16 protein-coding genes are annotated in these 24,276 nt (G+C 50.8%); 5 read left to right on the top strand and 11 right to left on the bottom strand.

The window, feature by feature from the left end; genetic code table 11:
* Positions 1–9: 9 nt before the first annotated feature.
* Positions 10–1,776, bottom strand: coding sequence for a divalent metal cation transporter (locus Enr17x_RS13540; RefSeq protein ID WP_145309537.1), 1,767 nt, complete (start codon positions 1,774–1,776; stop codon positions 10–12).
* Positions 1,777–2,032: 256 nt separating this feature from the next.
* Here Enr17x_RS13540 and Enr17x_RS13535 point away from each other — a divergent pair, with 256 nt between their 5' ends.
* Positions 2,033–2,929 (top strand): hypothetical protein, encoded by an 897-nt coding sequence (locus tag Enr17x_RS13535; protein WP_145309535.1) that lies wholly within the window; start codon positions 2,033–2,035, stop codon positions 2,927–2,929.
* Positions 2,930–2,935: 6 nt separating this feature from the next.
* Here Enr17x_RS13535 and Enr17x_RS13530 read toward each other — a convergent pair whose 3' ends face one another.
* The 5 genes from Enr17x_RS13530 to Enr17x_RS13510 form a co-directional block, all read right to left on the bottom strand.
* Positions 2,936–4,093 carry a glycosyltransferase gene (locus Enr17x_RS13530; protein WP_145309533.1) on the bottom strand — a complete coding sequence of 386 codons (1,158 nt, stop codon included), beginning with the start codon at positions 4,091–4,093 and terminating at the stop codon, positions 2,936–2,938.
* Positions 4,094–4,163: 70 nt separating this feature from the next.
* Positions 4,164–6,860 carry a M16 family metallopeptidase gene (locus Enr17x_RS13525; protein WP_145309531.1) on the bottom strand — a complete coding sequence of 899 codons (2,697 nt, stop codon included), beginning with the start codon at positions 6,858–6,860 and terminating at the stop codon, positions 4,164–4,166.
* Positions 6,861–7,041: 181 nt separating this feature from the next.
* Positions 7,042–7,953 carry a rhomboid family intramembrane serine protease gene (locus Enr17x_RS13520; protein ID WP_145309529.1) on the bottom strand — a complete coding sequence of 304 codons (912 nt, stop codon included), beginning with the start codon at positions 7,951–7,953 and terminating at the stop codon, positions 7,042–7,044.
* 80 nt (positions 7,954–8,033) lie between these two features.
* On the bottom strand, positions 8,034–9,050 hold the full coding sequence (locus tag Enr17x_RS13515; protein WP_145309527.1) for a hypothetical protein: 1,017 nt from the start codon (positions 9,048–9,050) through the stop codon (positions 8,034–8,036).
* Positions 9,051–9,094: 44 nt separating this feature from the next.
* A complete protein-coding gene (locus Enr17x_RS13510) occupies positions 9,095–11,407 on the bottom strand; it encodes a transglutaminase family protein (protein WP_145309524.1) in 2,313 nt (770 codons plus the stop codon).
* A 205-nt stretch (positions 11,408–11,612) separates the two neighbouring features.
* Here Enr17x_RS13510 and Enr17x_RS13505 point away from each other — a divergent pair, with 205 nt between their 5' ends.
* Entirely contained in the window at positions 11,613–13,052 is a 1,440-nt protein-coding gene (locus Enr17x_RS13505; RefSeq protein ID WP_145309522.1) for a sulfatase family protein, read from the top strand.
* Positions 13,053–13,409: 357 nt separating this feature from the next.
* Positions 13,410–13,643, top strand: coding sequence for a carbon storage regulator CsrA (csrA, locus tag Enr17x_RS13500; protein ID WP_145309520.1), 234 nt, complete (start codon positions 13,410–13,412; stop codon positions 13,641–13,643).
* Between the two features lie 120 nt (positions 13,644–13,763).
* Here csrA and Enr17x_RS13495 read toward each other — a convergent pair whose 3' ends face one another.
* The 5 genes from Enr17x_RS13495 to Enr17x_RS13475 all read right to left on the bottom strand — a co-directional run bounded on the left by Enr17x_RS13495 (position 13,764) and on the right by Enr17x_RS13475 (position 21,835).
* A complete protein-coding gene (locus Enr17x_RS13495; protein WP_145309518.1) occupies positions 13,764–14,963 on the bottom strand; it encodes a VWA domain-containing protein in 1,200 nt (399 codons plus the stop codon).
* A 2-nt stretch (positions 14,964–14,965) separates the two neighbouring features.
* Entirely contained in the window at positions 14,966–17,332 is a 2,367-nt protein-coding gene (locus tag Enr17x_RS13490; protein WP_198001141.1) for a DUF5682 family protein, read from the bottom strand.
* Positions 17,325–18,449, bottom strand: a complete 1,125-nt coding sequence (locus tag Enr17x_RS13485; protein WP_145309516.1) for an ATP-binding protein — start codon at positions 18,447–18,449, stop codon at positions 17,325–17,327. The genes Enr17x_RS13490 and Enr17x_RS13485 overlap by 8 nt, the downstream gene beginning before the upstream one ends.
* A gap of 62 nt (positions 18,450–18,511) precedes the next feature.
* Entirely contained in the window at positions 18,512–20,332 is a 1,821-nt protein-coding gene (locus Enr17x_RS13480; protein WP_145309514.1) for a DUF5691 domain-containing protein, read from the bottom strand.
* Positions 20,333–20,380: 48 nt separating this feature from the next.
* On the bottom strand, positions 20,381–21,835 hold the full coding sequence (locus Enr17x_RS13475) for an SWIM zinc finger family protein (RefSeq protein WP_145309512.1): 1,455 nt from the start codon (positions 21,833–21,835) through the stop codon (positions 20,381–20,383).
* Between the two features lie 442 nt (positions 21,836–22,277).
* Here Enr17x_RS13475 and Enr17x_RS13470 point away from each other — a divergent pair, with 442 nt between their 5' ends.
* Positions 22,278–23,678 carry a DUF1501 domain-containing protein gene (locus Enr17x_RS13470; protein WP_145309510.1) on the top strand — a complete coding sequence of 467 codons (1,401 nt, stop codon included), beginning with the start codon at positions 22,278–22,280 and terminating at the stop codon, positions 23,676–23,678.
* Between the two features lie 97 nt (positions 23,679–23,775).
* Complete coding sequence (locus Enr17x_RS13465) at positions 23,776–24,219, top strand: hypothetical protein (RefSeq protein ID WP_145309508.1); 444 nt, start codon at positions 23,776–23,778, stop codon at positions 24,217–24,219.
* Positions 24,220–24,276 lie beyond the last annotated feature (57 nt).

Below are 24,276 nucleotides of genomic sequence, written 5' to 3'. Positions count from 1 at the left end.
GATTTCGAATCAGTCTGCCTGCGTGTCAGAGGAGTGATTCCCACCGGCCATCCGCATGAAATGCACGATAAGCGCCAGTCCAATAAACGTGCCCAGTGCGATGAATCCATACATCGCAAACGGGCTGGACTTGATACTCCAGACACAACCGAATGTCGCCAACAGTGTCGAAATCCCCATCGCCAGGTTCCAGGCGATACGTTTTCCGCCTTTGGGAATCCGATCTCCCAGAATTTTCGGTGAGTTCATCATGAAGAAGAAGGTCGCATAAGCGATCGGCAACAGCACCATCCCGAACATGGATGTCGGCACGGCTAACCAAGCCTTGGCATCCGAGTCACCCCAGATAAAGGGCCCTGCAACTCCAGTAAGCGCCGGCATAAAACAGCCAATACGGTGGAATTTTCCCCGCGGTTCAACCCCCAGCATTTCGCAGAATACAAAGCCGTTGATCAACATCAGAATGATGATCGTCGAAATGGCCATCGCGACCACGCCAAGACCGAAGACAACCTGTGAAACCGTGGCACCCGCCAGTGGCTTCAGTGCCGCTGCCAGTTGAAATGCATCCCGGTTGACCAGCATCGCTGCCAGCGTTCGTTCGGGCAGAGGCAGTTCGTTCCGTTTTGCCTGCAGGGCTGCCGCATTGTCAGACTGCGCTAATTCGCTCCATTCTTCAGGAGAGACTTCCGACTTAATGCGGCTGTCGAGTAATTTGTTGAATTGTCCGAGCAAACCAGGGTCGGCCTCAACGACCTCGCCTTCGGCATTCACAATCTGGCCTTGCGCATTGGTTTCACCCACCAGTCCGACGGCCGGTTTCGCGTGGAACTGCGAGGCTGCTGCGATCACAACACAACTGGTTGCCAGCAGGAAGGGAATGAACAGCCCGGTCGCCAGGTCGAACATCGCCAGTCCGCGGAAATCTTTGTCCCAGCCTTTGGCCCGCATGGAATAGGGCAAGAGGAAGGTCATATTGATTCCCACTGCGGTCGCAGCAGCGGTAATCATCACCTGCTGTTGTTTTCCGACAATCAGGTTCTTCCAATACTCGGCGTAACCGCCGGCCTGTGCCAGCACATCGGAGAACTCAGGTGAAGGATTGGCAAACAGACTGAAGTTCGGAATGTAGCCGGCGAGAATTTTTCCCCAGTCCAGATCATTCGTGGAGAAACTCATTTTGAGAACCACGCCGAAGAAACAGAGCACGACGATCCCCACCAGGATTTTCAAGATCGCCTCAAACAGCTTGATGCCCCACCCACCGGAATCGTAAAACCAGATGACAATTGCCGAGATCACAAACAGGACTGCTACCGCTGAGATGAGACCATTCTTTGCGTCACCAAATAATTCGGGCGCCAGATTCTGCTGCAGGGCTGCTGTCCCTAACGCATACTGAGGCATAATCCAGACCAGATTCGCCATCAGAGTCGCAATCGCCCAACCCCAACCCAGGACCGGGTTGATGTGAGTATTGATTGAAGCGAAGGGGCGTTCCTTCGTTGATAAAGCTACATAACCAATGGCACTCAGCATGATCACGCCCATGATCATCGCAATGGGCTGCAACCACATCAGGTGATAACCCGAGAGAATCCCCAGATAAAGACCGCCGGCCAGGGAACCCCCGCCAAGCGTAATCGCACTCTGCAACCATCCGGGCCCGGAGAGCTTCGTGTACGCGGCAATCTTTGCCCCCGTACCACGCTGTTTGGCATCCAGGATGAGTTGACGGTCTTGTTCAATTCGAGAATTTGCTGCTTCGTCTGTCATTACAAACTCTTGCTATACCAATAGTTATTGGATATGTTAAATAAAGATTAAGTCTGAGATACAGGAAGAACCAAGGTAACCAGTTATGGGCTGAGAATCAAGCATCGCTCCTCGATCCAGCGTGAGAATCGCTTAACTCAAATAAAGCGTGAACGAGTGCTGCTGTTCTCGCGTTCGAACGGCTTGACAATTTACAAGCGCACAACATATCCAGATCACAAACACTGCTAATCAAGTTCCTTTAGAAATCAAAACCATGAGCTTCAAATCGAACTTAAAAAAAGCAGTCTCCCGAATCATTCAAGTCGATTTCATCTGGAATATTCTGGACGTCACGTTTCTGCATCTGGCACGTTTTATGGAGTGGGAACACCGCGTTCAGAAACAACGGTTGCAGGGCATTCCGCTGGAAGTGTCAGCCATCGAACGCTTCTGCCCGGACCTGACCGTCAAACACGGTCCGTTTCAAGGCTTAAAATACCCGGCCGATGCAATTCGCCGCGGAACCATTAAGCAGGTCACGTATGCCGAAATCAATCCGATGTGCGGCAATCTGTTTCCTAAATTGATCGGCTCGTACGAACGCGAACTACATCCGATCATCAACACGTTGAACGACCGGGATTATTCAGAGATCATCAACGTCGGCTGTGCGGAAGGCTTTTATACTGTCGGCTGTGCATTGAAATTCCCGGAAGCCAAAGTCTACGCCTACGATCTGATTCCATCAAAACGAGAATATTGTTACCAGCTCGCACAACTCAATCAGTGCGAGCAGAGCATTCAGATTCACGACTCCTGCGATCCGGAAACGCTGATCTCCATCCCGATCAAGGGCAGGGGGCTCATTGTCTGCGACTGTGAAGGCTACGAAGTAGAACTCTTTACCGCAGAGGTTGTTCCTCACCTGAATCAATGCGACCTGCTGATTGAATTACATGATTTCATCGACATGACGATCTCCGAAAAAATCAAACAGCGGTTTGCAAGTACACATGAAATCACGATGATTCAAAGTACGGACGACAATGAAAAAGCACGCACGTATCCGATCGAAGAACTGGCAGACTACGATCTGAATCAGCGGCGAGAGTTATTGCGCGAAAACCGCGCGTCCCTGATGGACTGGATCTTCCTGACGCCGAAGAAGTAAAAAGACTTATTCCGCAGCGACGCGCTCAAAGAGTGCTTCCAGCTTCCCCATCACGCCCCCCGCATCAAACATCGTTTCCACACGCTTCCGCGCTTCAGGCACAAGCGACTGCCAGGCTTCATAATTGGAAACGGCATCAGAAATCTGGTCTGCCAGCGCGTCTGCATTGGCGGGCGGAACCAGACGTCCATATTTCCCGTGCTCCAGAATTTCAGCAGGGCCACTGGGGCAATCCGTCGCGAGTACGGGAATCCGACACGCCATCGCCTCCGCCAGCACCAGGCCAAATCCTTCATACAGGGAAGGCAGGCAGAACAATTGTGCCTCGCGATAATATTGAAACGGGTTGTCCTGAAACCCTTCCAGCACAACAAATTCGCTAAGCTGACGCTGTTTGATCTCTCGCTGTAACTCTTCCCGACTCGGACCTTCTCCCAGAATATGAAAGCGTAAATCGGTCAAGCCGTTCTGATAAATCAGTTTTTCAGCCGCTTCCAGTAAAAAACCAAACCCTTTTTGCGGATGCAGCCGCCCGCAACTGACGATATGAAATTTGTCGGGGTCCAGACGCAAGTCTCCCTGAGCGTAGAGCGCATCAATGCGTTCCAAGTTAATCGGATTATAGATTGTCTGCACGAGCGCGGGATCTAAATCGTAATATGTAATCGCCGCCTGCCTTACTCCTTCAGAAACAGAAATCACGCTATCCGCCGACTGATATGCCTGTTGCAACAGACGTTTTTTGAAGAACAGAAACCGACTTTCGCTGTTGGTGAGATCCTGTTCCGGATCACAAACGATTAACGAGACTCGCGGGGTCTTCGTTTTTCTGGTGGCAGGGCCTGCGATCAATGTCATATGAAAGGTATGATCGAAGACCAGATCAACCTGCTGTTCCCGAATGACAGACGCCAGATCAGAAACCAGTTGGCGATGAATTCGCCCCGGCCAGTTCCAGCGCGGTGTGTCATTCCGTGAAGCGAAGGCAAACACAGGCACATCTTTGGGAAGCTCTTCCAGCAGCGAACCAGAATGCGATACCAGATACAACAGCGGCGTAAACTTGTCGCGGTCTAATCGGGCCAGTTGATCCAGCAGCACACGTTCGGCTCCCCCTCCTCCCAGGCTTCCAATCGCAAAAAGAATCCGTATCTTTTTTGTCATCGAATGCTCAATAGCAGGCCATCAAGAGGAACCGAACTTCTTGTACTCCATTTCACTGGAACAAACCAGCTTACTCTTGGCTCTTCAAACTGCCGGAAACAACAATAATCAGATTTTCCGGGTGAATGTACTTGGCAAACGCCTGTTGCGCCGCGTCAGCAGTCACCGCATTGATTTTCTGTTCCAGCTCTGAGTAATAGGTCATATTCCGATCGGCGAACAGATTCGTAGTCAGAATTGACGCCAGTGAAGCATCGCTGGTCCGCGAAACTTCCTGCTTCTCCAGATATCCTTTCTGGGCATTCGCCAACTCTTCTTTCGTAATCCCTTTGGAGATCAACAGTGCCAACTCTTCTTTGATGGCGGTTTCAACTTTCTCCATGTTGTCGGGGTTACAGCTGGCATAAAGGGAAATCGAGCCTCGCATATCAATCGTGTCAGCATGAATGAATGCACCCACGCCGTAAGCGAGTCCTTCTTTCTGTCGCACCCGGTCACCCAGTCGAGAAGAGAGTCCACTCGAACCGAGTACCGAACCAGCGACAATCAGATCCGGATAGTCGGGAGACGTGCTGTTCATCGGAAAAGTCAGACCGCCAAAATAGAAGGCATTTGCTTTATCGGGAATGATGATTTCTGTCAGCTTTCCAGGAATGTCGTGTGCTTCTGCCGGGATATGAGCATAGGCGGCTTCCGATTTCCAGTTTTCCAGAACAGACCCCAGTTGTGAATAGACTTCCTCTTCAGAAAAATCGCCGACAACCGCAATTTCACCAACGGACGCACCGAGATAATTCTCGTATAACGACTGTAGATCACTTTGCGAAAGTGATTTGACGCGCGCAATTTCCTGATCAATATCAGGCACGTAACGCGGATCTTGCTCACTGTATGGCCTGAGCTGACGCCGTACTGACAGAATCGCCCGCGACTGCGGATCGGTTTTCTGTTTCTCCAGCATCGCAATTTGCTGAGTCTTCAAAAGTTCCAGCTCTGATGCGGGCAGAGTTGGCTCGCGGAGAATCTCTTTAAGGATTTCCAGTACTTTCCCCAGACTCTCTTTGCGGGTTTTGATGCCCACATTAACTTCACCAGCCGATCCGGAAAGACTTAATTGCGCACGCAGCTTATTCAGTTCGTCTTCAATTTCCTGGCGGGTTTTATTTTTCGTTCCCCGCTTCATGATCACAGGTAGAAATTCGCAGGCAGTCCGTTTGCCTTGCAGGTTTTCCAGACTACCATATCGCAGGGTCATTCTCAGATTCACTTCTTCGCCGCGAGTTTTCTTCGCAAGTAAAGCGACTTTAACGCCGCCCGGCAAGGTTTTGACGGTCGTGCGTTTGTCAATGTTCTCGGGAGACACATCAAAGTCTTCTCCCATCGCTACGCCTTCACGCCCCTTGTAGTCGCCAATCATTTTCTCGATGTCGGCAACTTGTGGAATTGCCACTTTCTGGCTTTCCTTAACCGGTTCGAAGATTCCAACCGTCCGGTTGTTTGCTCTCAGATATTCGTCTGCCACGCGTTTGACGTCTTCGGGAGTGACTTTTTCCAGTGCATCCCGATACAGGAACCGCAGCCGCCAGTCTCCCATCGCCACCCATTCAGACAACTCGACTGCCAGACGGGAACTGTTATTCTCAGCCTGTTCGTATTGTTTGAGCAGTTTTTCTTTGGCACGCGCCACATTCTCAGCGGAGATCCCTTTATCGCGGACTTCTTGCAGCGTATCAAACAGAATCCCCAGAATAACCTGCGGATCGTTGCCTTTGACGATTTCCACCATCAGGCGTAATACACCCGGATCGTGTAATGCGAAGATCGACCCCGAAACACTTGAGGCTTTCTTGGTTTTCACCAGTGCCTGATAGAGAACGCCGGATGGATCATCGGTCAGCGTTGATTCCAGCACATCCAAAGCCGCCATATCTTTATGGGCGGCTGCCGGAATGTGATACACCACGCCGACCGAAGGAACTTCACCAATTCGGCGCAGAGTGAGGATACGCTCGCCTTCCTGGGCGGGCTCTTCCGTATAAGTTTTGTCCAGTTTTCGCTCGGGGCGGGGGATCGTGCCGAAATATTGGTTGATCAGCTTCAATGCTTCGGCCTGATCGAATTTTCCCGCCACAATCAGCACGGCATTATCCGGCTGATAATATTTCTTGTAAAACTTTTTTAGTCGATCGACGGGAACCCGCTCGATATCAGCCCGGTTACCAATGGTCGATTTCCCGTAATTGTGCCATTCGAAGGCAGATGCCATCACTTTCTGCATCAACATTCGTGAAGGACTGTTTTCGCCGCGTTCAAATTCGTTTCGCACGACGGTCATTTCGGAAGCCAGATCTTCCGCCTTGACGTAACTGTTCATCATGCGGTCGGCTTCCATCTTCAGCGCGAACTCCAGATTGTCCTCGCTAGCGGGCAATGTTTCGTAATAGTTTGTACGGTCATACCAGGTGGTCCCGTTAAACTGGGCACCGCGGGACTGCAGGTCCTTGGGAATATTCTGATGCGTAGGCGTTCCTTTGAACAACATGTGCTCCAGAAGGTGCGCCATGCCGGTCTCGCCATATCCTTCATGACGGGACCCGACCAGAAGTGTCAAATTGACGGTCACCTTGGGACTGGAAGCATCGGGAAACAGCAGCACTTTCATGCCGTTTTCCAATGAATACTCGGTAATGCCTTCTACCGTTCTGATTTTTTCAGGAGGAGCAGGATCCCCCGCTGCTGAAAGAGAGGTGTGGGAAGCAAAGCTCATTACTAAAAATACCCCTGCGATTAAACTCCATTTTTGTCGATTCATCATCCGAAATCTCGCTCCACTTGAGAGGGTCAGCAATATTGATGGTCCTTAACTTAATCGTCTCTGTCGACTTCTGTGGGAATTATAGGCGATTCTGTAAACGTCAACAATCACCGTCTGTCAGAAATCGCTCAGTTCACCTTGATTTGCCGGCTTGCTTTAAAAACGACGCTCCGATGCCGATCACCATACCTGTTCCCAATCCGAATCCATGCGCCAGATTAGCAACATTCCCGACCAGGCCGGTCATGCACAGAAAAAACCAGCCGATCAGAATAAACACCATATTGGGTGGAATATAAAAATTCGATCTCGGATCAAACTGGCTCTTCATCCACATATAACCAAACATGCCATACACCACCCCTGATAAACCACCAAAGCCGGGACCAGACCAGTAAAACTGTGCGAGATTAGAGGGAACGGCCGTCAATAACACTAACAGCGCCAGCCGGGTACTGCCGCGATTCATTTCAATCGCGCCCCCCAGCTGATAGGTCATGATTGAGTTAAACAATATGTGAAACACGCCAAAATGAATAAAGATCGGAGTGATCAGTCTCCAGACTTCCCCATCGCGTACATCAACCAGACGGGTATCGTAGCTGATCATGTTGCCTGATGTTTTGAAGGTGCAGATACTCAAGGCCTGCCTGACCTGGTTTTCATATTCATTTGACTGCATGAATAAAAACACAACCACACTCACGCCGATCAGCAAAGAGGTGACCGGGCAACGACTGGTAAAGGGCCGATTCCAGGTCTCGCGCACATCAACCCGGTTTTTGACGTCCTCGCGTACTTTTTTGATTCGCTCATCTCGAATCGCATTCGCCTGCAGCCGTGCACTCAGATATTTTTCGGCTTCTGGATTCCTGGAAAACTCGGCGAGTTCCGCTTTGGACTGTTCGACCTGATCTTCATCTAACACCCAGATCGTCCATTGATCGCCGGACGACTCTACATTGATGTCGACTCCCTGCGCCAACAGATAATCCGCTAAATGCCTTGCCTGCTGCTCGGATTCGAGCGAGCCAATTTTTCTCATTGTTAAAATCAATCCATGCTTGGACAACAAAGCTGATTTCGATCCTGAAATCAGCTCATTCCGGGAAGATGTTGTCGAAATTATTTTTGTGCCAAAGCAGATAACTGTGTTTGAATGGAATGCTGCAATGTGCCGTGATCGGTCCAGGGCGCATAATGTGCCCGCATGACAAAGCCGTAAGCCTCACCCACTTTATAATTGGGAATAAACCACTGAAAATCCCAGGCGGGATTCTGCTTGCCGCCTCCCGTAGGAGACTGGGCAAACCAGATCTGATCACGCTTACGAAACATCTGAGTATAGGAATATTTCTGACGAATACCATAGAACCATGGCTGTGAATAGACATACCGCGAAGGATGGTTCACCAGAGTCAGTGGAAATTCAGCCGACACATTCGGGAAAAACGTGGCATTATCAGGAGGATGCGTGCTGTCAACTCCATGCGCGGGTGTTCGGGCGGCAATTAAAGATTCACCATGATTCAAAGCCGACTTTGCTTTTCCGTAAAAATAAATCCGGCGATCTTCCGGTGCCTGCATGTAGCTGGCCCAAAACAGACCTATATAACCCTTTTTGAACAGAGCCGCACGCGGTATGCATTCAAACGTATATTCAATCGTGCCGTCATCCAGTAACTGATAACGACCACAACTTTCCAGTTTCCAGTTTGGCGTCGGCGACTGATACAGTTCGACCGTGTCGTCAGATATAATCCGCAATTGCATCGGATGTTTGCGGGGTTCGAATTTTTCCTTCAGCGCGGGTGTGCCATCGTGAATGTGTTCGAAATTCAGACCCGCGACCGCGGGTACAAACAGATTCTCAGTCTGCCCCTCGTATTTCAGCGACGCGACTCCATTATAACCGGCACGATGACCGGGAAGCTGCCCGGTATTAATGGCCGCGTTATCCACAATGATTGCGGTCACTTTACCTCGTTTTAAAACAACCGCATGTTGGTCTGTCAGCTTATACTTCACACGGGGATTGGTCAGACTGGTAACGCCGGGCGCAGAGTAGGGGTGTGCTCCCATCGAGATGGTCACATTGACCATCAAAGCCGACAAGATCAGAAACTGCTTCACCAAATTCATGCGACGTCTCCACCTTCAATTTGAAACCGCCAGAACAACATACTCTATTCCGACTGTTTGACCGTCTCCAGATAATTTCGGAACTCATGAATCCGACGCAGGTCAAAGCCCTCGGGAGATTTTTCCAGCAGATAGTCGGCGTCCGCCATCGCTTCCGAGATCCGCCCGGTTTGATAACGCAGCACCGCCCGCAACCAGCGTTCCTGCAGCAACTCGTCATCAATGGCAATCATCGTCTCCACATAGCGCAACATCGCCTGCACATCTTCACTGTCCCGCGCCAGATTCAACAGATTCCGCAGCATGCGTTTGATAATTTCCCGCTTCGGCTGTGCTTCCAGAAACGATTCATCAAACCGGCCGCTGTTGGCAGAGACAATCATGACCTTGGCGGCTTCATCGCTTAACGTCGCGCCACTTTCAAACACATCAACCAACTGGCCTTTCTCGGCGGTCGAGTTCACGCGAACGACAAAATGGCCGGGCAGACCAACGCCCTCGATATCCAGTCCCAGGCGGCGTCCCAGTTCCATATACAGAATTGCCAGAGTTATCGGCAGCCCTTCTCGATCTTCGATCGTCTCATTTATATAACTGTTGGAGCGACTGTAATAATTGGTGCGGCTGCCATGAAAACCGGTTTCATGAAACAGATATTGATTCAATGCCTTAAGCTTTACTTTCGCATTCGCATCCGCCGGCAGCGTCTTCTGGATCTCATTCACCATGCTGGAGACCTGATCCAGATAGACCTTTACTTCGACTTCCGAATTATCCAGTCGTGCCACCAGCAGGGCCGCAGATAACAAATCGATGTCTGCTTCTTTCTTATCGGTAAACAATGCCCGCAGTTCATCCCGCACTGCACGCTCATGAATCGACTGCGCCAGCTGCTGCAGACGTTCCGCCTGTTTTTTGAGTAATCGTGCCCGTTCCTGCAATGCCTGTTGCGCCCGTTTTTGATCCGTCTCTTTGACGACTTCTTCAATCAACGCTTCCTTCGGCGGCCGATCTACCCGCAGGTCTTCGGTCAGATCCAGAATTTTCTGTGCGGTTTCTTTGGAAGGCCGATAGGGGGCAATTTCTGACGCCACCTGAAATCCCCGAAAGGAGGCGACCGTATTGCGAAATTTCGCCAGCCCCACTTTGCCTTGGGTATAACGTTGGTCCTTCACCTCAAAAACCTGCTCATCATTAACGAAACATAAAATGCGATCGGCTTCGAGACGGACCTTCAACTGGTTCCACTCGCCATCCCGATAGAAATTGCTTTTCTTCTCTTCCAGTACACGCCACAAAAACACATCCGGCCCGTCAAACCGGCTGATGCGTAAACTTTTATTGCTGGGATAAAAACCGTAATGCTTCGTGTTTTCATCGGAATAAAAAATCAGACCAGCGGCCCCGGCTTCATCATCCAGCTTGACCTCGACCGCGATTTCATAAGGCAACTTCGGCAGTGCTTCCTGAGAAACGCATAACGAACGGCTGCCCAGACCGGAACCAAAGCCATCCACCATGATTCGGCCCGCTCGCTGTCGCCAGCGCGAACCGAACAACGGCTTCCAGAGCCGCTCATCCAGTGTCCCGATCGTGAGCCAGCGATTGATGGGCACAGGATTCGGTTTGTCCAACAGTTGCTTCAGGGCACTGATATTGACGGCATAACCCAGGTTCCTGGTGACCGCGGATTTCAATGTCACAATTCCCTGAACGCGTCCCAGAGAATCCAGCACGGGGCCGCCACTATTACCCGGTTCAATGGGAATCGCCAGTTGGATCATCGGCTTACCATCGATCTCCCGCGTTCCTGAATTCACCCCTTTGACCACACTGTAGCGCAGACCTTGCGGATTTCCAAGCACAACAATATCCGCCCCTTGTTTTAACGTATCAGGCTCTGCCAGAGGCAGAGGCGTTAAATCTTTGGCGTTGATTCTTAACACTGCCAGATCCATCTGCCGATCCGTCGCATACACTTCTTTGACGTCATATTTCTCGCCATCGGAAAGCTGTACCGTAATCGGCCGTGCTTCCCCAATCACATGCAGGTTCGTGGCGATCAAACCATCTGCGGAAATGACAAAACCGGTTCCCAAACCGGCCTGCCGTCCATCTCGCCCCGCAAAGGAGACGGAGGCCACCGATTCTTTGGCTTTCTCGGCTAACTCTTCCACCGTCAGAATATGATTCGAATCAGGCTGACTGACAACTGGACGCTTCGCGACAATCGGCTGGTCCGAATCAGCTTCCGCCGCAATGGTCATCGGAATCAAACAGAGCACAATCAAGCCAGACCATATCGAGAATCCATACCGGCGTTTGTATTGCACAAACTGATTTTGAGGTTTGACCATTTGAAGAGATCCCACTGGAAGGAAAAAGAGGAAAGCGCACTTCGTAGTCCTTATTGTATTTTCTTCCGCCACAGAATGCAAAAAAGAACACCCGGATTCGCATTCTTCCCCGCAGAAAACGAGAACACTTGACGCGTCCCTTATCAGATGACAAGCTGGAGGCCTGAACTGATTCGAATTCTAAACAATCCTTGAGGCAATTCCCATGCGCTACCTTCTGATCACATTTGTCTTACTGCAGTTTTTCTTCCGTCTGGGACCCACTCAGACGGAAGCGGCTTCCCAGCCGAATATCCTGTTCATTTTCACCGATGATCAGGCTCCCTGGGCATTAGGAAAGTCCGGGCACCCGCATGCGAAAACGCCGCACATCGATCGGATCTTTCAGGAAGGTGCGTACCTGGTCAATTCCTTCACCACAACGCCGGTCTGCAGTCCCTCGCGTGCCAGCCTGGTCGCCAGCCGCTACGGATCGGAACTGGAAATCACCGATTGGATTCACCCCCGTACGGAACCCAAGCATGGCTTAAAACCTGATACCGTGACCTGGATGAAACTCCTGCAAGATGCCGGCTATCGCACCGGTCTGATTGGGAAATGGCATCTGGGCCTGCTCGACAAGCATCATCCCACGCAATTTGGCTATGACTATTTCATGGGCTTCCGCAGTGGAGGCAACGTGCCCAAAGATCCCACACTCGAAGTGAACGGCAAAGACACGAAACTGAAAGGGCTGCTCCCGGACATTCTGGTGGATGATGCAATTCGATTTATCAACAAAGAGCAGGGGACGCCGTTTATGCTGTCGCTGCACTTCAGAGCCCCGCACGCCCGCTGGCTGCCGGTCGCCGATGAAGACTGGACGCCGTTTGAAAATCTCGATCCGCAAATTCCCAACCCGGACTATCCTGATTTGAATGTGAAACGTGTCAAGAAAATGACACGCGAATACCTGGCCAGCGTCGCCAGCGTGGACCGCAATGTGGGACGCCTGCTTCAAGAATTAAAAGAAAAGCAACTGGATCAGAACACGGTCATCATCTTCTCCAGCGACCATGGCTATAACATGGGACATAACGGAATCTGGCATAAAGGCAACGGACACTGGGTGCTTAACAAAAATCCCAAACCGACTCCCAATATCCCCGCGGGGCAGCGTCCTAATATGTATGACAATTCGCTCAAGATTCCCACCGCGGTCCTCTGGCCGGGCGTGACGCAGCCCAATCAGATCGTCAAACAAACCGTCTCCAATCTGGACTGGTTTCCGACACTGCTCGAAATGGCACAGGTTTCGCGGCCAGCTAATATGACCATTCGGGGTCGCAGCATCGTTCCCTTACTGAAAAAGGAATCGCAGAACGAATGGGACAATGATTTCTACGCGGAATACAGCACCAAACATCAGTCAAAAACCCACATGCGGATGTATCGCACGCCGGAATGGAAGCTGATCCGAGACTTCTTAAACCCAAGTCAAGACGAACTTTATCACCTCACTGAAGATCCTGCAGAAACAAACAATCTGATCAACTCAAAAGACCCCCAGGTCATCAAAATCCGTAAGCAACTGCACCAGAAAATCCTCGCCCGGATGAAGTCGATTAACGATAAAGTCCTGTCTCAAAAGGAGCAGGGGACCTAGCTCAAAAAAATTTTGTAAAAAAGTAAAAACTGCTCTTGCCAAAAAACGCGGATGGAGGTAAATTTCGCGCCAGCAATCAACAACTTGCCCGGCAGGAGCCGGCCGCATGCTCGCCGCTGGAGGAGCGAGCCTTTCAAAAAATTGAGATACGCGACAGCAATATTTTGCTGAATTGAGCTGCACAACTAGTTCAATCGTATTTTTTGGTTGCCTTTGTTTCTGAGCCCGCATTTTACAGTGGCTGGCTAAACAACCGAATTCATCGTTCCCTTGCAGAATTAGATGACTTCACCCCACACCGGCGATCCAAAAGATTGTTCCACACACACCATCCACATTGCAAGAAGGAGTCTTCAAATGTTGGTCTTATCCCGCAAAGTCAACGAAACAATTCAAATTGGCGACAACGTTCAAGTCACGATTCTGGAAACTCGAAAAGGGACCGTCCGCATCGGTATTGCGGCCCCCCGGGAGATTCAGATCTCCCGCCCCGAGCAGGTCAAACAGACCGTAACACAGGAGCCTGCTGCACAAGAAGGGACACGAGAGAATTCCCAATTCTCTCTCGCCTTCTGCGGCAGTATTTCCTGAGGAAAACGTCATTTTCGCGATACGCCGGAGAGCTCATCGCAGCACTCCGGCGTCTGTCAGCACTGCATTTCCTTGGATATTTAAAAAATCTCAAGCAGCCCTCTGACTCTGTCTCACCGTTCACGAAGGTGTTTTTGAATTGCTCTTCACACGGTCCGCCAGGCTTTGAAGATCGTTTCCTCGCAAGGCGCCTTCAACCAACTCAGGAAGCTTCCCAGGTGTGCAACCGAAACAGGGAATCCCTAACGCCGTGAGCTTACGAGCTAACCCTTCATCATAACTGGGAATCCCACTGTCAGATAACGCCAGTAAACACAGAACCCGCACTCCCGAGGCAACCATTTCCTGCATCCGCCGCACCAATTGTGCCTGATTGCCTCCTTCGTAGAGATCGGTCAGCAGGATGAATAAGGTTTCTCCCGGTTCACTGATAAACTGCTCACAATAGGCCACCGATTTATTAATATCGGTCCCACCGCCCAATTGAACGCCGAACAGCATATCGACTGGATCATCGCCGCACTTTTCTGTCAAATCGACGACTTCCGTATCGAAGGCCACCACGTGGGTTTTCAATGCCGGTAGACTCGCAAAAATCGAACCAACAACCGCGCCGTAAACTACAGAGTCAGCCATTGACCCACTCTGATCCATGTCGACAATCACCGTCCAGTTATTGGTGCGCTGCGCACGCGAATAAAAGTAAACGCGTTCGGGAATAATTCGTTTCAGGCCGGCATTATAATTTTTCAGATTCCGGCCGATCGTCCATTTCCAGTCGATGCTGTTTACGTGCGGAATCGGGGAATGTTCGTTGCGATTGAGTGCCCCGATCACGGCTTGCCGAATTTTCTGTTCGAGTGTCATTTTGATTTTGTCGACGACGGCCCGCACCACCATCCGCGCTGTTTCTTTGGTTCGCTCGGGAATTTGGCCGCTGAGGCTCATTAATGTCCCCACCAACTGGACATTCGGTTGAACATTTTTCAGCATTTCTGGTTCGAACAACAGCTGGTCCATGCCTTTTTTCTCAATCGCATCCTGCTGGATCACTGCCACAACATCTTCCGTAAAATAAGTCCGTATATCTCCCAGCCACTTTGCCAGACGCGGAGACGACTTTTCCAGACCTGCAGAACGAGAGCCTCCCGAGGCGCCCTCCGTTTCGTCATAAATGGCGGCCAGTGCCTCATCCATTAATTGTTGATCCGATGTTAATTGCAAACCGTCATTACAATAACTGCTCAATTGATCCTGAGAATGCTTTCCCAAAATCATCCGCCAGCGACCAAGCTGATCAACATTTATAGACTTACTCATATTTAAAACTCATCAAAATCGAAATCATTTAAATCGTTCAAGGACTCTTCTTCCGCTTCCGTCATTGGCTGGTTCAGCACTTCACTCGCCAGTTCTTCGTTGACACCCCAGTATTCGCCTAAATTTTCTGCGATTCCCCGTTTTTCCTGAGGGCTGAATTCACCAAACGAACGCCGCAGAAACACAAGCGCACGGCTGAACTGTTCCTCATCCAGAGATTGCACATAGTCAGCCAGCTGTTCCCATAAAGTCTGTCGCGCCAAAAGGGCATAGCGATTCCGTTTAGAAAGCCCTTCAAACCAGCCAGCGCCCAGATCGGCAGGAATACCGGGCGAAAGTCGGCGGGAGACCTCTCGTGCCAGTTTTTCATTATCGAGCGCATCGAGCTCCAGCAGAATCGCACAGGCATATCCGCTCAATAAAGGATTGCGATCATCACTGTCGCTGAGTCTCTGCAATTCAGCCACCCATAACTCCACATCGACCAGTTCATGAAACTCCAAAGAAACACGATTCAACTGATCCATGGCAACCACATATTTCCGAGCTGCTTCATTATCACAACTGGCGATCGAGTACAGCGAAAGCGATCCCTGCACAAACAACACTTCGATCAAGGGCAACAGGGGGGCACTGTCAAAACGACGAACATCTCCGAACTTGACGACACTGGAGAGTTCAGAGGACGCTTCCGCCACCGCATCAAAATCAGAAGTCTGTGCGGCCAGTTCCTGCAGTCGTTCGCGCGCCTGATCCATGGCAGTCATCATGCCGCACTGACAGGCAATCTTCACTGCATGCGATGCACCACGCACTGTCGTGCATTCTTCCAGCAGCGTTTTGAATTTAAATGCTGCGGCCAGCTCGATTGTTTCTCCCAATAACACCGATTCCACCAGGGAGATTTCAGATTCCGGCGTCCATTGTACCTCCCACTTCTCAGCCCAGGTTGCCGATTGTTGCCTTGCATCCACCTCGGTTCCGAAACCAATCCCCAGTAACTTTAACCGATGGAAAAAGCTGGAACGGTGCAGATCCAGATAAGCCGCCTCTTCTTTTTTCGCGCGCCGATTCTCACGTAAATCCAGGGCGATTTCCTGCCGTACTCCCGTGTGATACCTGGTCAGTTTTAAGCGGTCTAACTGATGCTGAAAATCTTCCTGGATCGAAGTCTGGCTGACTCCCGCAGGTAAGCTGCCGATTGCGGTCCCCACATCGATGCGGGCTAACGATTCGGCAATCGCTGTGCGTTCTCCCTGGCCAATCACAGTAATCGCGGCATCCCGCAAATCACAGAGCGCTGGTGCGGTCCCTTCTTTTAAAGCAGAAAGTGTTCTTGCGAGCCGAACCGCTTCAATGACTTCAGAGGTCGAACGATGCGTTCCTCCCTCGCGCAGATGCCGCACAACCATCGATAGATAACGGGCAGGCAACTGATCTAGTTCCCCGGCACACAAGGCATCCCAGAGTAATTCAAAATAGGCGGGTGCCTGATTACCGGCGCCATACCCCGATTGACTAGAGAGCCGGAAATACGAATACGGCATTAACGTCAGTTTGCTCTCCAGGCGATCCAGGCTTGCCAGTTCCTCGTCCGTCATCGCCGGGTGATCGGCAGTCAGAACCGGGGCATGATAGGCCCCTACAATGGCCACTATCTTCTGCGGGTCCACGCCTCTCGCAATGGTTTCCTGAATCTGCCTGCGCATGAACGCTTCACGAACCAGATTTTCAGCAGCGCGCTGGGACTCGTCGTGATCCAACTCACGCAACTGCTGACCAAATGCGAATGATGACTGCCGATAAGAATCGAGAGTGGTATTGTGCTCAAAATTCCGCTCCCAGTAATTCTCGTAATGACTTTCACCGGCCACGACCGCGAGCCGTTGATAGAGGGAAGGGCGGGTTGCGACGGGTTGAATGACGTTTTCTGCCGGTTCGTTTTCCTCACTGGAGTCCGGCTGTTCCTCACACTGGTCGGCATCCAACTGATCCAGCTCTGCCTGGACTCGTTTCAGTTCACGATCTTGCAAACCAAGAAAGACATCAGACGGCAGATCAATAAATTCGCAATGCTTTTTGTTTTCCTTTGCCCAGCGAATCGCCTGATACTCCGGACTGTAGCGCGCCAACGGATAAACAAACGTGCGAACTGGAACCGAATTCGAATAGGCCAGAATTCCAATCGGTAGTACGGTTCCTTTCCGAGTGATATCAGCCAGCACGGTTGCTGCATCATGCGGACCTTCAATCAGAACCACTTCCGGCTGAATCTGATCAAGGAATCGACGCAGCTGCCAGGCTCCCATCGGAGACAAATGGCGCACGCCGAATACGGGAACCATCGTTGTATGAGTTGATTCAGGCATTATGTTCCGCACAGGCATTATATAAAGGACGCCATTCAGCGCCCCGTTTTTTCATGACATTCTTCAGGTACTCGGTCCAGACGATATGGTCTTTCTCCTCGTCTTTCACAATAGCCCCCTGAAGTCCGGCTGCGATATCTTCGGCAGACAAGGCCCCAGACCCGAAATGGCCGGAAAGCGCCATGCTGTTCGCCAGTAAAGAAATCGCTTCGGCCGTGGATAGGACTCCCGAGGGGGATTTCAATTTATTTTTGCCGTCCAATGTCTCGCCGGCGCGCAGCTCACGAAAGATCGTACAGACTTTTTCTACGGCATCTTCGCTCGGCAATTCAGATTGCAGATCCAGATTGCTTGCCATTTCATTCACACGCACGCGGACAATATCAATTTCCGTTTCTAAATCAGATGGACTCGGCAGAACCACCAGATTGAAACGACGCTTGAGCGCCGCTGACATATCATTCACGCCTCGATCGCGCGTGTTGGCGGTCGCGATGACAGAAAACCCTTTTTCCGCAGCAATTTCCGTCTCCAGTTCTGGAACAGAAATCCGTTTTTCTGATAACAGGGAAATCATCGCGTCCTGCACTTCAGAAGCACAGCGGGTAATTTCTTCGAAACGCGCGAGGGCGCCTTGTTCCATCGCACGAAACACGGGGCTTTTAATCAGCGCAGTATGGCTCGGTCCATTTGCGATCAACATGGCATAGTTCCACGTATAACGAATCTGTTCTTCCGTCGTACCGGCAGTTCCCTGAACCACTTTCGTGGAATCGCCGTTAATGGCCGCGGTCAGATGCTCACTGAGCCAGCTTTTCGCCGTTCCCGGTTCCCCGATTAATAACAGTGCGCGGTCCGTCACCAGCGTGGAAATGGCGATTTCCACAAGCCTCTGGTTCCCGACATATTTGGGTGTGATCTCTTTTTTCCCCGCTGTACCACCACAAATATAGGTCAATACGCTCCGGGGCGACATCTGCCAGCCTGTTGGCTTACTGTGCTTGTCATTCTTAATCAACTCAGAAATCTCTTCTGCATATAGTACTTCGGCGGGTTGCCTGAGTACTTGCCGCCCATTTTCTTTGGACGTGCTTTTCTTGACTGCTTTCTTTGCCATGAATGCTTCCTAAGTTGATAAATGATGTTGAATTTCAGGTAGAACGTCGCCTTGAGACGGGATTACTTTTTCTTTGTCTTCAACGTGATGAGCCTTTCCAGAATTTGATCGGCCAGCGTTTCGGGTAGTTCGGGAATGATCGCTTCAATTTTCTTCACAGCGGAAGAGGAGAAAAAGGGAATTAAGCTCGAAAGGTAATACACATAATACCAGCCCTCTTTCGAAGCATGTTTCTGCAGGGTTTGAATCCAGTAATCGACGGCCTTGCCGTGTTTGGTCTCGATCATGGCCGCCAGAATCATCAAGAGATCATGATGGTGCGTCTGCCTGGCTTTTAACTCCTGTTCATACTTTTTCTCGAGATAGGCATGGATGGCTTTGTCTTTCCTGGTTGCCAACTCGGTCACACTTTCCAAATCGTCCTGTTCAACGGCGGCAGCAATCCACTTCGGATCCCATTTTACTTTCGAGCCAGATCCTTCTTTAATCGTAGGAAACCGGTAATAACTAATCGTGGATGCATAATAATCCCACGTATCCGCGTTGAAAGAAAACGTATTCTGAATGATCTCCTGTCTTTCTTTTGCAATCCCTTTAGGCTTTCCCTTAACGAGATAGTAAGACGAGAACAGCGAATAAACTTCAGCCGGCTTGCAGATCATGACGGCGGCAACAAAACTGTTTGAGAAATCTCTGCCACGAAATTCATCCCGCGATTCTATCAAACGCTTGCGTAATTTTTTTGATTTGCTGTTCAACATAATCTCTGTGAGATGTTCCAGAACATTGCTTCCAGAAACGGGAGTCCCTTTCAACTTGAGCAACTCAGCTCGCTGGTCAAATAAAGACTCGACGATCGACAGTGTTTTTATATCCGATCGTCCATACAGTGCGGTCAATAGTGTTGAAAGCTGCTGCAGTTCTTTGCCTCGTTTCGTTTTGGCTTTGCCTGTTAAAAATTCAGAACTTTGCGTCTCAATCGAGTCATGTACCAGTTTTAACAGTTGCGGGCTTTCGTTCTGACTGATGGGAGAAACGACCAGTTCGACATCCGCAGAGTTAAGGGCCTTGGTAAAAAGAGCGACTGTCGCTGCATCAGTGAAACGACTTAGCCGTTCAAATGCGACCCGCCGGACATCTTTCGAACGCGATTTAGCCTGCTCGTGCAAGTGCGGCAGATCCTCATCCGTATCCCCCAGGCAGGCCAGGGCCGCAATCTTCATTTCCTTGGAACCATTTTCGAATGCATCCAGCACAATAGGGCGTGCCAGCCCCGGATCCTGCTGATGCAACGCCTTTAAACGCCGAACGTCGCCTCCCCGTCCCTTGATGTTGATACTGTCTTTGATCAAGGGGACGATGGCGGTGCCATACTGGGGCAGTACTTTCTCAGCCACAAAATCAGCCAGTTCGGAATAAACATCGTCCAGTGCTTTGACCGCGAGATTAATAATCCGCAGGTCGTTAAAAGCTCCTTGCTGATACGCGTCGCGCACCGTTTCCAGTCGTCCGGAACCGGTCGTCATCAATGCTTCGATGAGCGGCTTCATCACCCGCGCTGAAACCTGTGTCGACTGATTTCCCAATTCGCAGGATTCGATTTCCTCTAAAGGCCCTTCCAGAACGGTTTGACCTTGCGTGTAAAGAATGGCAGAGACAAGCGATGCCAGATCGAGCAGGGCCTGTGCAGACTCTTTCTGAGTGGCGCCGATCAGTTTCTCAATCGCCTTGGCAACCTGACCGAACACAGGCGCCTTTTCGGCTGACTTTTCCAACGGGGAAATCAGTTTTTTGAGTCGAAAATCCTGAACCGCCAGATTGCTTCCTGCAATCGCCAGACGCCGGGTTTCATCATAAACCTGATTCAGCACAGCAATACTCATTGGTTCTCTCACTTATCAATCGGACAGGCACTGAGTGTAGACGGGATATCAAAACGTCAAACGAAAGATTTGGGTTTCGGTCACAATACTTAAAGGCTTGATTCTCAAGGTACGTGTATCTAAATCCTGGTGAAACCGGGCAATTAATGTCTGTTTCTGAAACATCTCCCGGGGAAGCAGCTTGAGCAAATGGCAACTCGCCGGCTCTTCTGACATTCCCATTTCCGTAAAGACAAGCCTGGTCCTGGCTTTGTCTTCAATCACCAGTTCCTCTCCCACCGTCCCGATTCGCTCGTAATTCAGCGCAACCACAGGCGACTTGTCCGCCAGCGGAGATTTCAGGTGCGATTTGATAGTCTTAATCAAACTGCCATAGTCTTGATGTGCGTGCGAGCGAACGGTCTTCAAGTCGGCTGGTGCAATCGGACGCGAACTTGATGTTTCCCAGCGAATTCGCGGGTTCATGTCGCCCGGATAGATGCAGAGCTCGGGAATTTGTGCGATCTGAAAAAAGCTATCCTCTTCCTTAATGTATTTGGCCGCTTTATAAGGGCGGTAATTCTGCGTCAGTTGAACTGCTCCGCTCCCCAGATTCATCCAGATGCCGGTCTCCACATATTCCCGCCGGGCGACGTCATCGTAAGAATGGAACGCCAGCTGAACCAACTCCGTATTCATTTCCACTAGACCGGCTGTTTTCAACTCACTTAACTGCCAGGCATGTCCCAACCAGGAGGCTATTGACGATTCTGTTTCCGGCGCCAGTTCCGGATCGTCCAACCGGTTCTGCAAATAAGAGCGACCACTCTTTATCAGCGCATTCAGTCGCGTCAGTTGATCGAGTGCTTCACTATAAACCCGCTCTCGCTGCTGCGGTGCAAGTTGAGAATCAAAATGGCCAGACTCATCGACAAACAGCTTTGTATAATTCAACAGTGCTGACTGTGCTCCCGGAAGATACGCATTCCCCAACTGCTTTGCCTGATTCTCGATCTGCCGGGCCGTTTTTGCATTCGTGTTTCCCATACCCGTTCGAATCAGATCGTGCGTGAGACTCTCCAGCAGGTTCAACCCATCCAGTTGAGCCTTGATCTTTTTTTTCAGGGCAGCTTTATTCACCTTCTTGGGTTTATTGGAAACCTCTTTTTTCTTCTCGATCCGCTTTTCCATCTTCTCGCGTTTCGAGGCGAGCTCTTCCGGCACATCCGTCACAGCAAACGTCTTACCATCGGTAAACGCATACATCAGGCCGATGCAGTGTTTACAGGGAAATTGACGGCTCGGACAGGAACACCGATAGGTCACTTTCCCTTCCTGCATAAAATCGCAGGAGCAATGATAATTCGACTTTCCACTCCCCTGGCACTCACCAAAAATGAGCGTGCCATCCTCACTCTGATTAAGGATGGGGAACCTGTTCCTGGCAACCAGCGCCCGTCCATTCTTGATCGCATTACTGTTGGGAGCTTCGGAATCTACAAAGGAGCTGTCGATGTCTACCATTTGGCTCTATTTCTCTTAAAAAGATCAAAATCATCTGCACGCCAGTAAAGTATTCATATTGAAACATATTACATCTCGTATAGTACAACGTAAACAAATCGCGTCTGACAATTTCACACAAATAGTGATCAGATTCCCCCCAGAATTAACACAATCTCAATGAAAGCCATCCCGCATCCCGACTAGGAAGAACCAGAAAAAACGGGAATACAACGACTAAGAAACCGACCGATTAAAGTCTGAACGAACACAGGTTTCATTGATCTGACCTTCCAGCCGGCAACCGAAATCATTACTGAACCCCATTTTCAACTTGCTGTCTGATCCTTTGTCAGTTACACTAAAATTAACAAAGTTACGAAATCCGATACCCTCCCTAAACGTCTTACCTGCGAAACCTGATGCACTCCGAACGTCTGACTCTTTTGTAAGAGGTATCTTGATGAGTTCTGATCAGTCCGTCTTTTGTCCCGGTCCCATGTCCCGACGCAGCTTCCTGGAAGCCGGTTATCTGGCATTAGGAGGGCTCGGATTATCAGAATTGCTCCAGCAACGGGCGCTGGCGAATGCGATCTCCGGCACCAACAACTCAAACGACGATACCGCGGTCATCTTCATCTGGCTCCTGGGCGGCCCCAGTCATATGGAAACGTATGACATGAAACCCAACGCCCCCAGCGATTATCGAGGGCAGCTCAACCCGATCGCCACCAATGCACCGGGGATTGAGATCTGTGAACTGTTGCCGCTGCATGCCCGGGTGGCGGACAAATTCTCCATCATCCGTTCGATTTCGCATGAAGACTCACAACACGCCCGCGGCTCCGTCCGGTTTCTGAGTGGCCGGAAAACCCAGAGCGTGAATCCCATTTCCGAATTTCCCACCGTGGGCCCGATCGTGGCCAAAATGCGCGAGCACCGCAGTGTCGGCGTGCCCAACTACGTCGCCAGTTCACCCCGCGCCTATGGCGGGGGCAGTGCTTACCTGGGCGAATCCGCAATGCCCTTTGTCGTCGGCGGCAACCCCGGGGCCCCCGGTTATAAGGTGCCCAATCTGTCGTTATCCAATGGACTGAAAAACCGCCTCGATGATCGCGTGGGACTTTTAAAAGCATTCGATCAAATGCGAAAAGACACCGATCTCAACGGCTCGATGGAATCTCTGGATGACATCAACCAGCAGGCGCTTAGCCTGTTGACCAGCGAAAAAGCGAGGCAGGCGTTTGATCTCACGCAAGAGAGTGACGCCACCCGCGACCGCTATGGTCGTCACAAATGGGGTCAGCGTGCGTTACTCGCGCGGCGTCTCGTCGAAGCCGGTACCAGCTTTGTCACCATGTATATGAACAACCCCGATGTCCCCGGCACACAGAAAAACCGCATCCATGCCAACTGGGACATCCACGCCATTAACGGCGACCTGTATTACGATCTGGGCGTCCGCATGCCGCCCTTTGATCGCGCCGTCTCGGCTCTGATTGAAGACATCTACGCACGCGGCCTCGATAAGAAAGTGATGCTGGTCGTCTCGGGCGAGTTCGGCCGCACACCGCGGATTACCGTTCAGCCGGGCACCAAGAGTAAAGTCATGCAACCGGGCCGCGACCATTGGCCAGGTGCGATGTCCGTTCTCGTCTCAGGAGGCGGCGCCCCCATGGGACAGGTCATCGGCTCGACCACCGCCAAAGGCGAATACGCGAAAGACAACAAGCTGGACCCCAACGATCTCCTGGCCACCGTCTACCGCTTCCTGGGAATCGACCAGAACCACGAATTCCTCGACCGCAGCGGCCGCCCCATGCCGATTCTGCCGCACGGTGCTCCGATCAGCGAGTTGATCTGACAATTGATTTTGAGCGTTTTATTTTCTTACTTTAGTTGATACGAATGCTTGCGATATAATCTCATTGTCTATCACACATCAGGAGAGTAATTCCAACATGAAGCGATTTCTTCAGCGATTGTGGAATTACCTGAATCCACCGGAGATACGTGAGGCCAAACAACGAGTCATCGAACGCGCTCAGAACACTTACACATCGTATCGTAATTTATCTGCCAGTCTGGTCAGATCCGACTCAGAGAAAATGGTGTTTCGAGTCGATTACCGAGGCCCAGTAAGAACCCGCCCGACGTCATTTCTGGTCTATGAATTTTCTTTGGAACAGGATCGCATCAGGGAACTTTGCTTCGAAGAAGCCTGCCAGTACGTATGTTCATTTTGGAGAATAGACTTCGTGGCAGCTGCTAATCTGTTCGATCCCACCGATCACCTGGCAACCGTCTACCGCTTCCTGGGAATCGAACAGAACAAAGAATCCCTCGACCACGGCGGGCCACTCCATGCCCATTCTACCACACGGGCGCCCCGATTAAAGAGTTGATCTGAGGGTACAATGTTAGCCTAATCACTTTGTATTTTATCGATTGAACACACGGCA

It is taken from the genome of Gimesia fumaroli, assembly GCF_007754425.1.
GTDB classification, from domain to species: Bacteria; Planctomycetota; Planctomycetia; order Planctomycetales; family Planctomycetaceae; genus Gimesia; species Gimesia fumaroli.
This window is presented reverse-complemented; position numbering and strand designations above follow the sequence as displayed.

Excerpts from the sequence above, each read along its gene's own strand:
- Enr17x_RS13495 (WP_145309518.1), bottom strand. The coding sequence starts at position 14,963 with ATGAGTAAGTCTATAAATGTTGATCAGCTTGGTCGCTGGCGGATGATT.
- Enr17x_RS13480 (WP_145309514.1), bottom strand. The coding sequence starts at position 20,332 with ATGAGTATTGCTGTGCTGAATCAGGTTTATGATGAAACCCGGCGTCTG.
- Enr17x_RS13485 (WP_145309516.1), bottom strand. The coding sequence starts at position 18,449 with ATGGCAAAGAAAGCAGTCAAGAAAAGCACGTCCAAAGAAAATGGGCGG.
- Enr17x_RS13525 (WP_145309531.1), bottom strand. The coding sequence starts at position 6,860 with ATGAGCTTTGCTTCCCACACCTCTCTTTCAGCAGCGGGGGATCCTGCT.
- Enr17x_RS13520 (WP_145309529.1), bottom strand. The coding sequence starts at position 7,953 with ATGAGAAAAATTGGCTCGCTCGAATCCGAGCAGCAGGCAAGGCATTTA.
- Enr17x_RS13540 (WP_145309537.1), bottom strand. The coding sequence starts at position 1,776 with ATGACAGACGAAGCAGCAAATTCTCGAATTGAACAAGACCGTCAACTC.
- Enr17x_RS13490 (WP_198001141.1), bottom strand. The coding sequence starts at position 17,332 with ATGCCTGAATCAACTCATACAACGATGGTTCCCGTATTCGGCGTGCGC.
- Enr17x_RS13510 (WP_145309524.1), bottom strand. The coding sequence starts at position 11,407 with ATGGTCAAACCTCAAAATCAGTTTGTGCAATACAAACGCCGGTATGGA.
- Enr17x_RS13505 (WP_145309522.1), top strand. The coding sequence starts at position 11,613 with ATGCGCTACCTTCTGATCACATTTGTCTTACTGCAGTTTTTCTTCCGT.
- Enr17x_RS13535 (WP_145309535.1), top strand. The coding sequence starts at position 2,033 with ATGAGCTTCAAATCGAACTTAAAAAAAGCAGTCTCCCGAATCATTCAA.
- Enr17x_RS13465 (WP_145309508.1), top strand. The coding sequence starts at position 23,776 with ATGAAGCGATTTCTTCAGCGATTGTGGAATTACCTGAATCCACCGGAG.
- Enr17x_RS13475 (WP_145309512.1), bottom strand. The coding sequence starts at position 21,835 with ATGGTAGACATCGACAGCTCCTTTGTAGATTCCGAAGCTCCCAACAGT.
- Enr17x_RS13470 (WP_145309510.1), top strand. The coding sequence starts at position 22,278 with ATGAGTTCTGATCAGTCCGTCTTTTGTCCCGGTCCCATGTCCCGACGC.
- Enr17x_RS13515 (WP_145309527.1), bottom strand. The coding sequence starts at position 9,050 with ATGAATTTGGTGAAGCAGTTTCTGATCTTGTCGGCTTTGATGGTCAAT.
- Enr17x_RS13530 (WP_145309533.1), bottom strand. The coding sequence starts at position 4,093 with ATGACAAAAAAGATACGGATTCTTTTTGCGATTGGAAGCCTGGGAGGA.
- csrA (WP_145309520.1), top strand. The coding sequence starts at position 13,410 with ATGTTGGTCTTATCCCGCAAAGTCAACGAAACAATTCAAATTGGCGAC.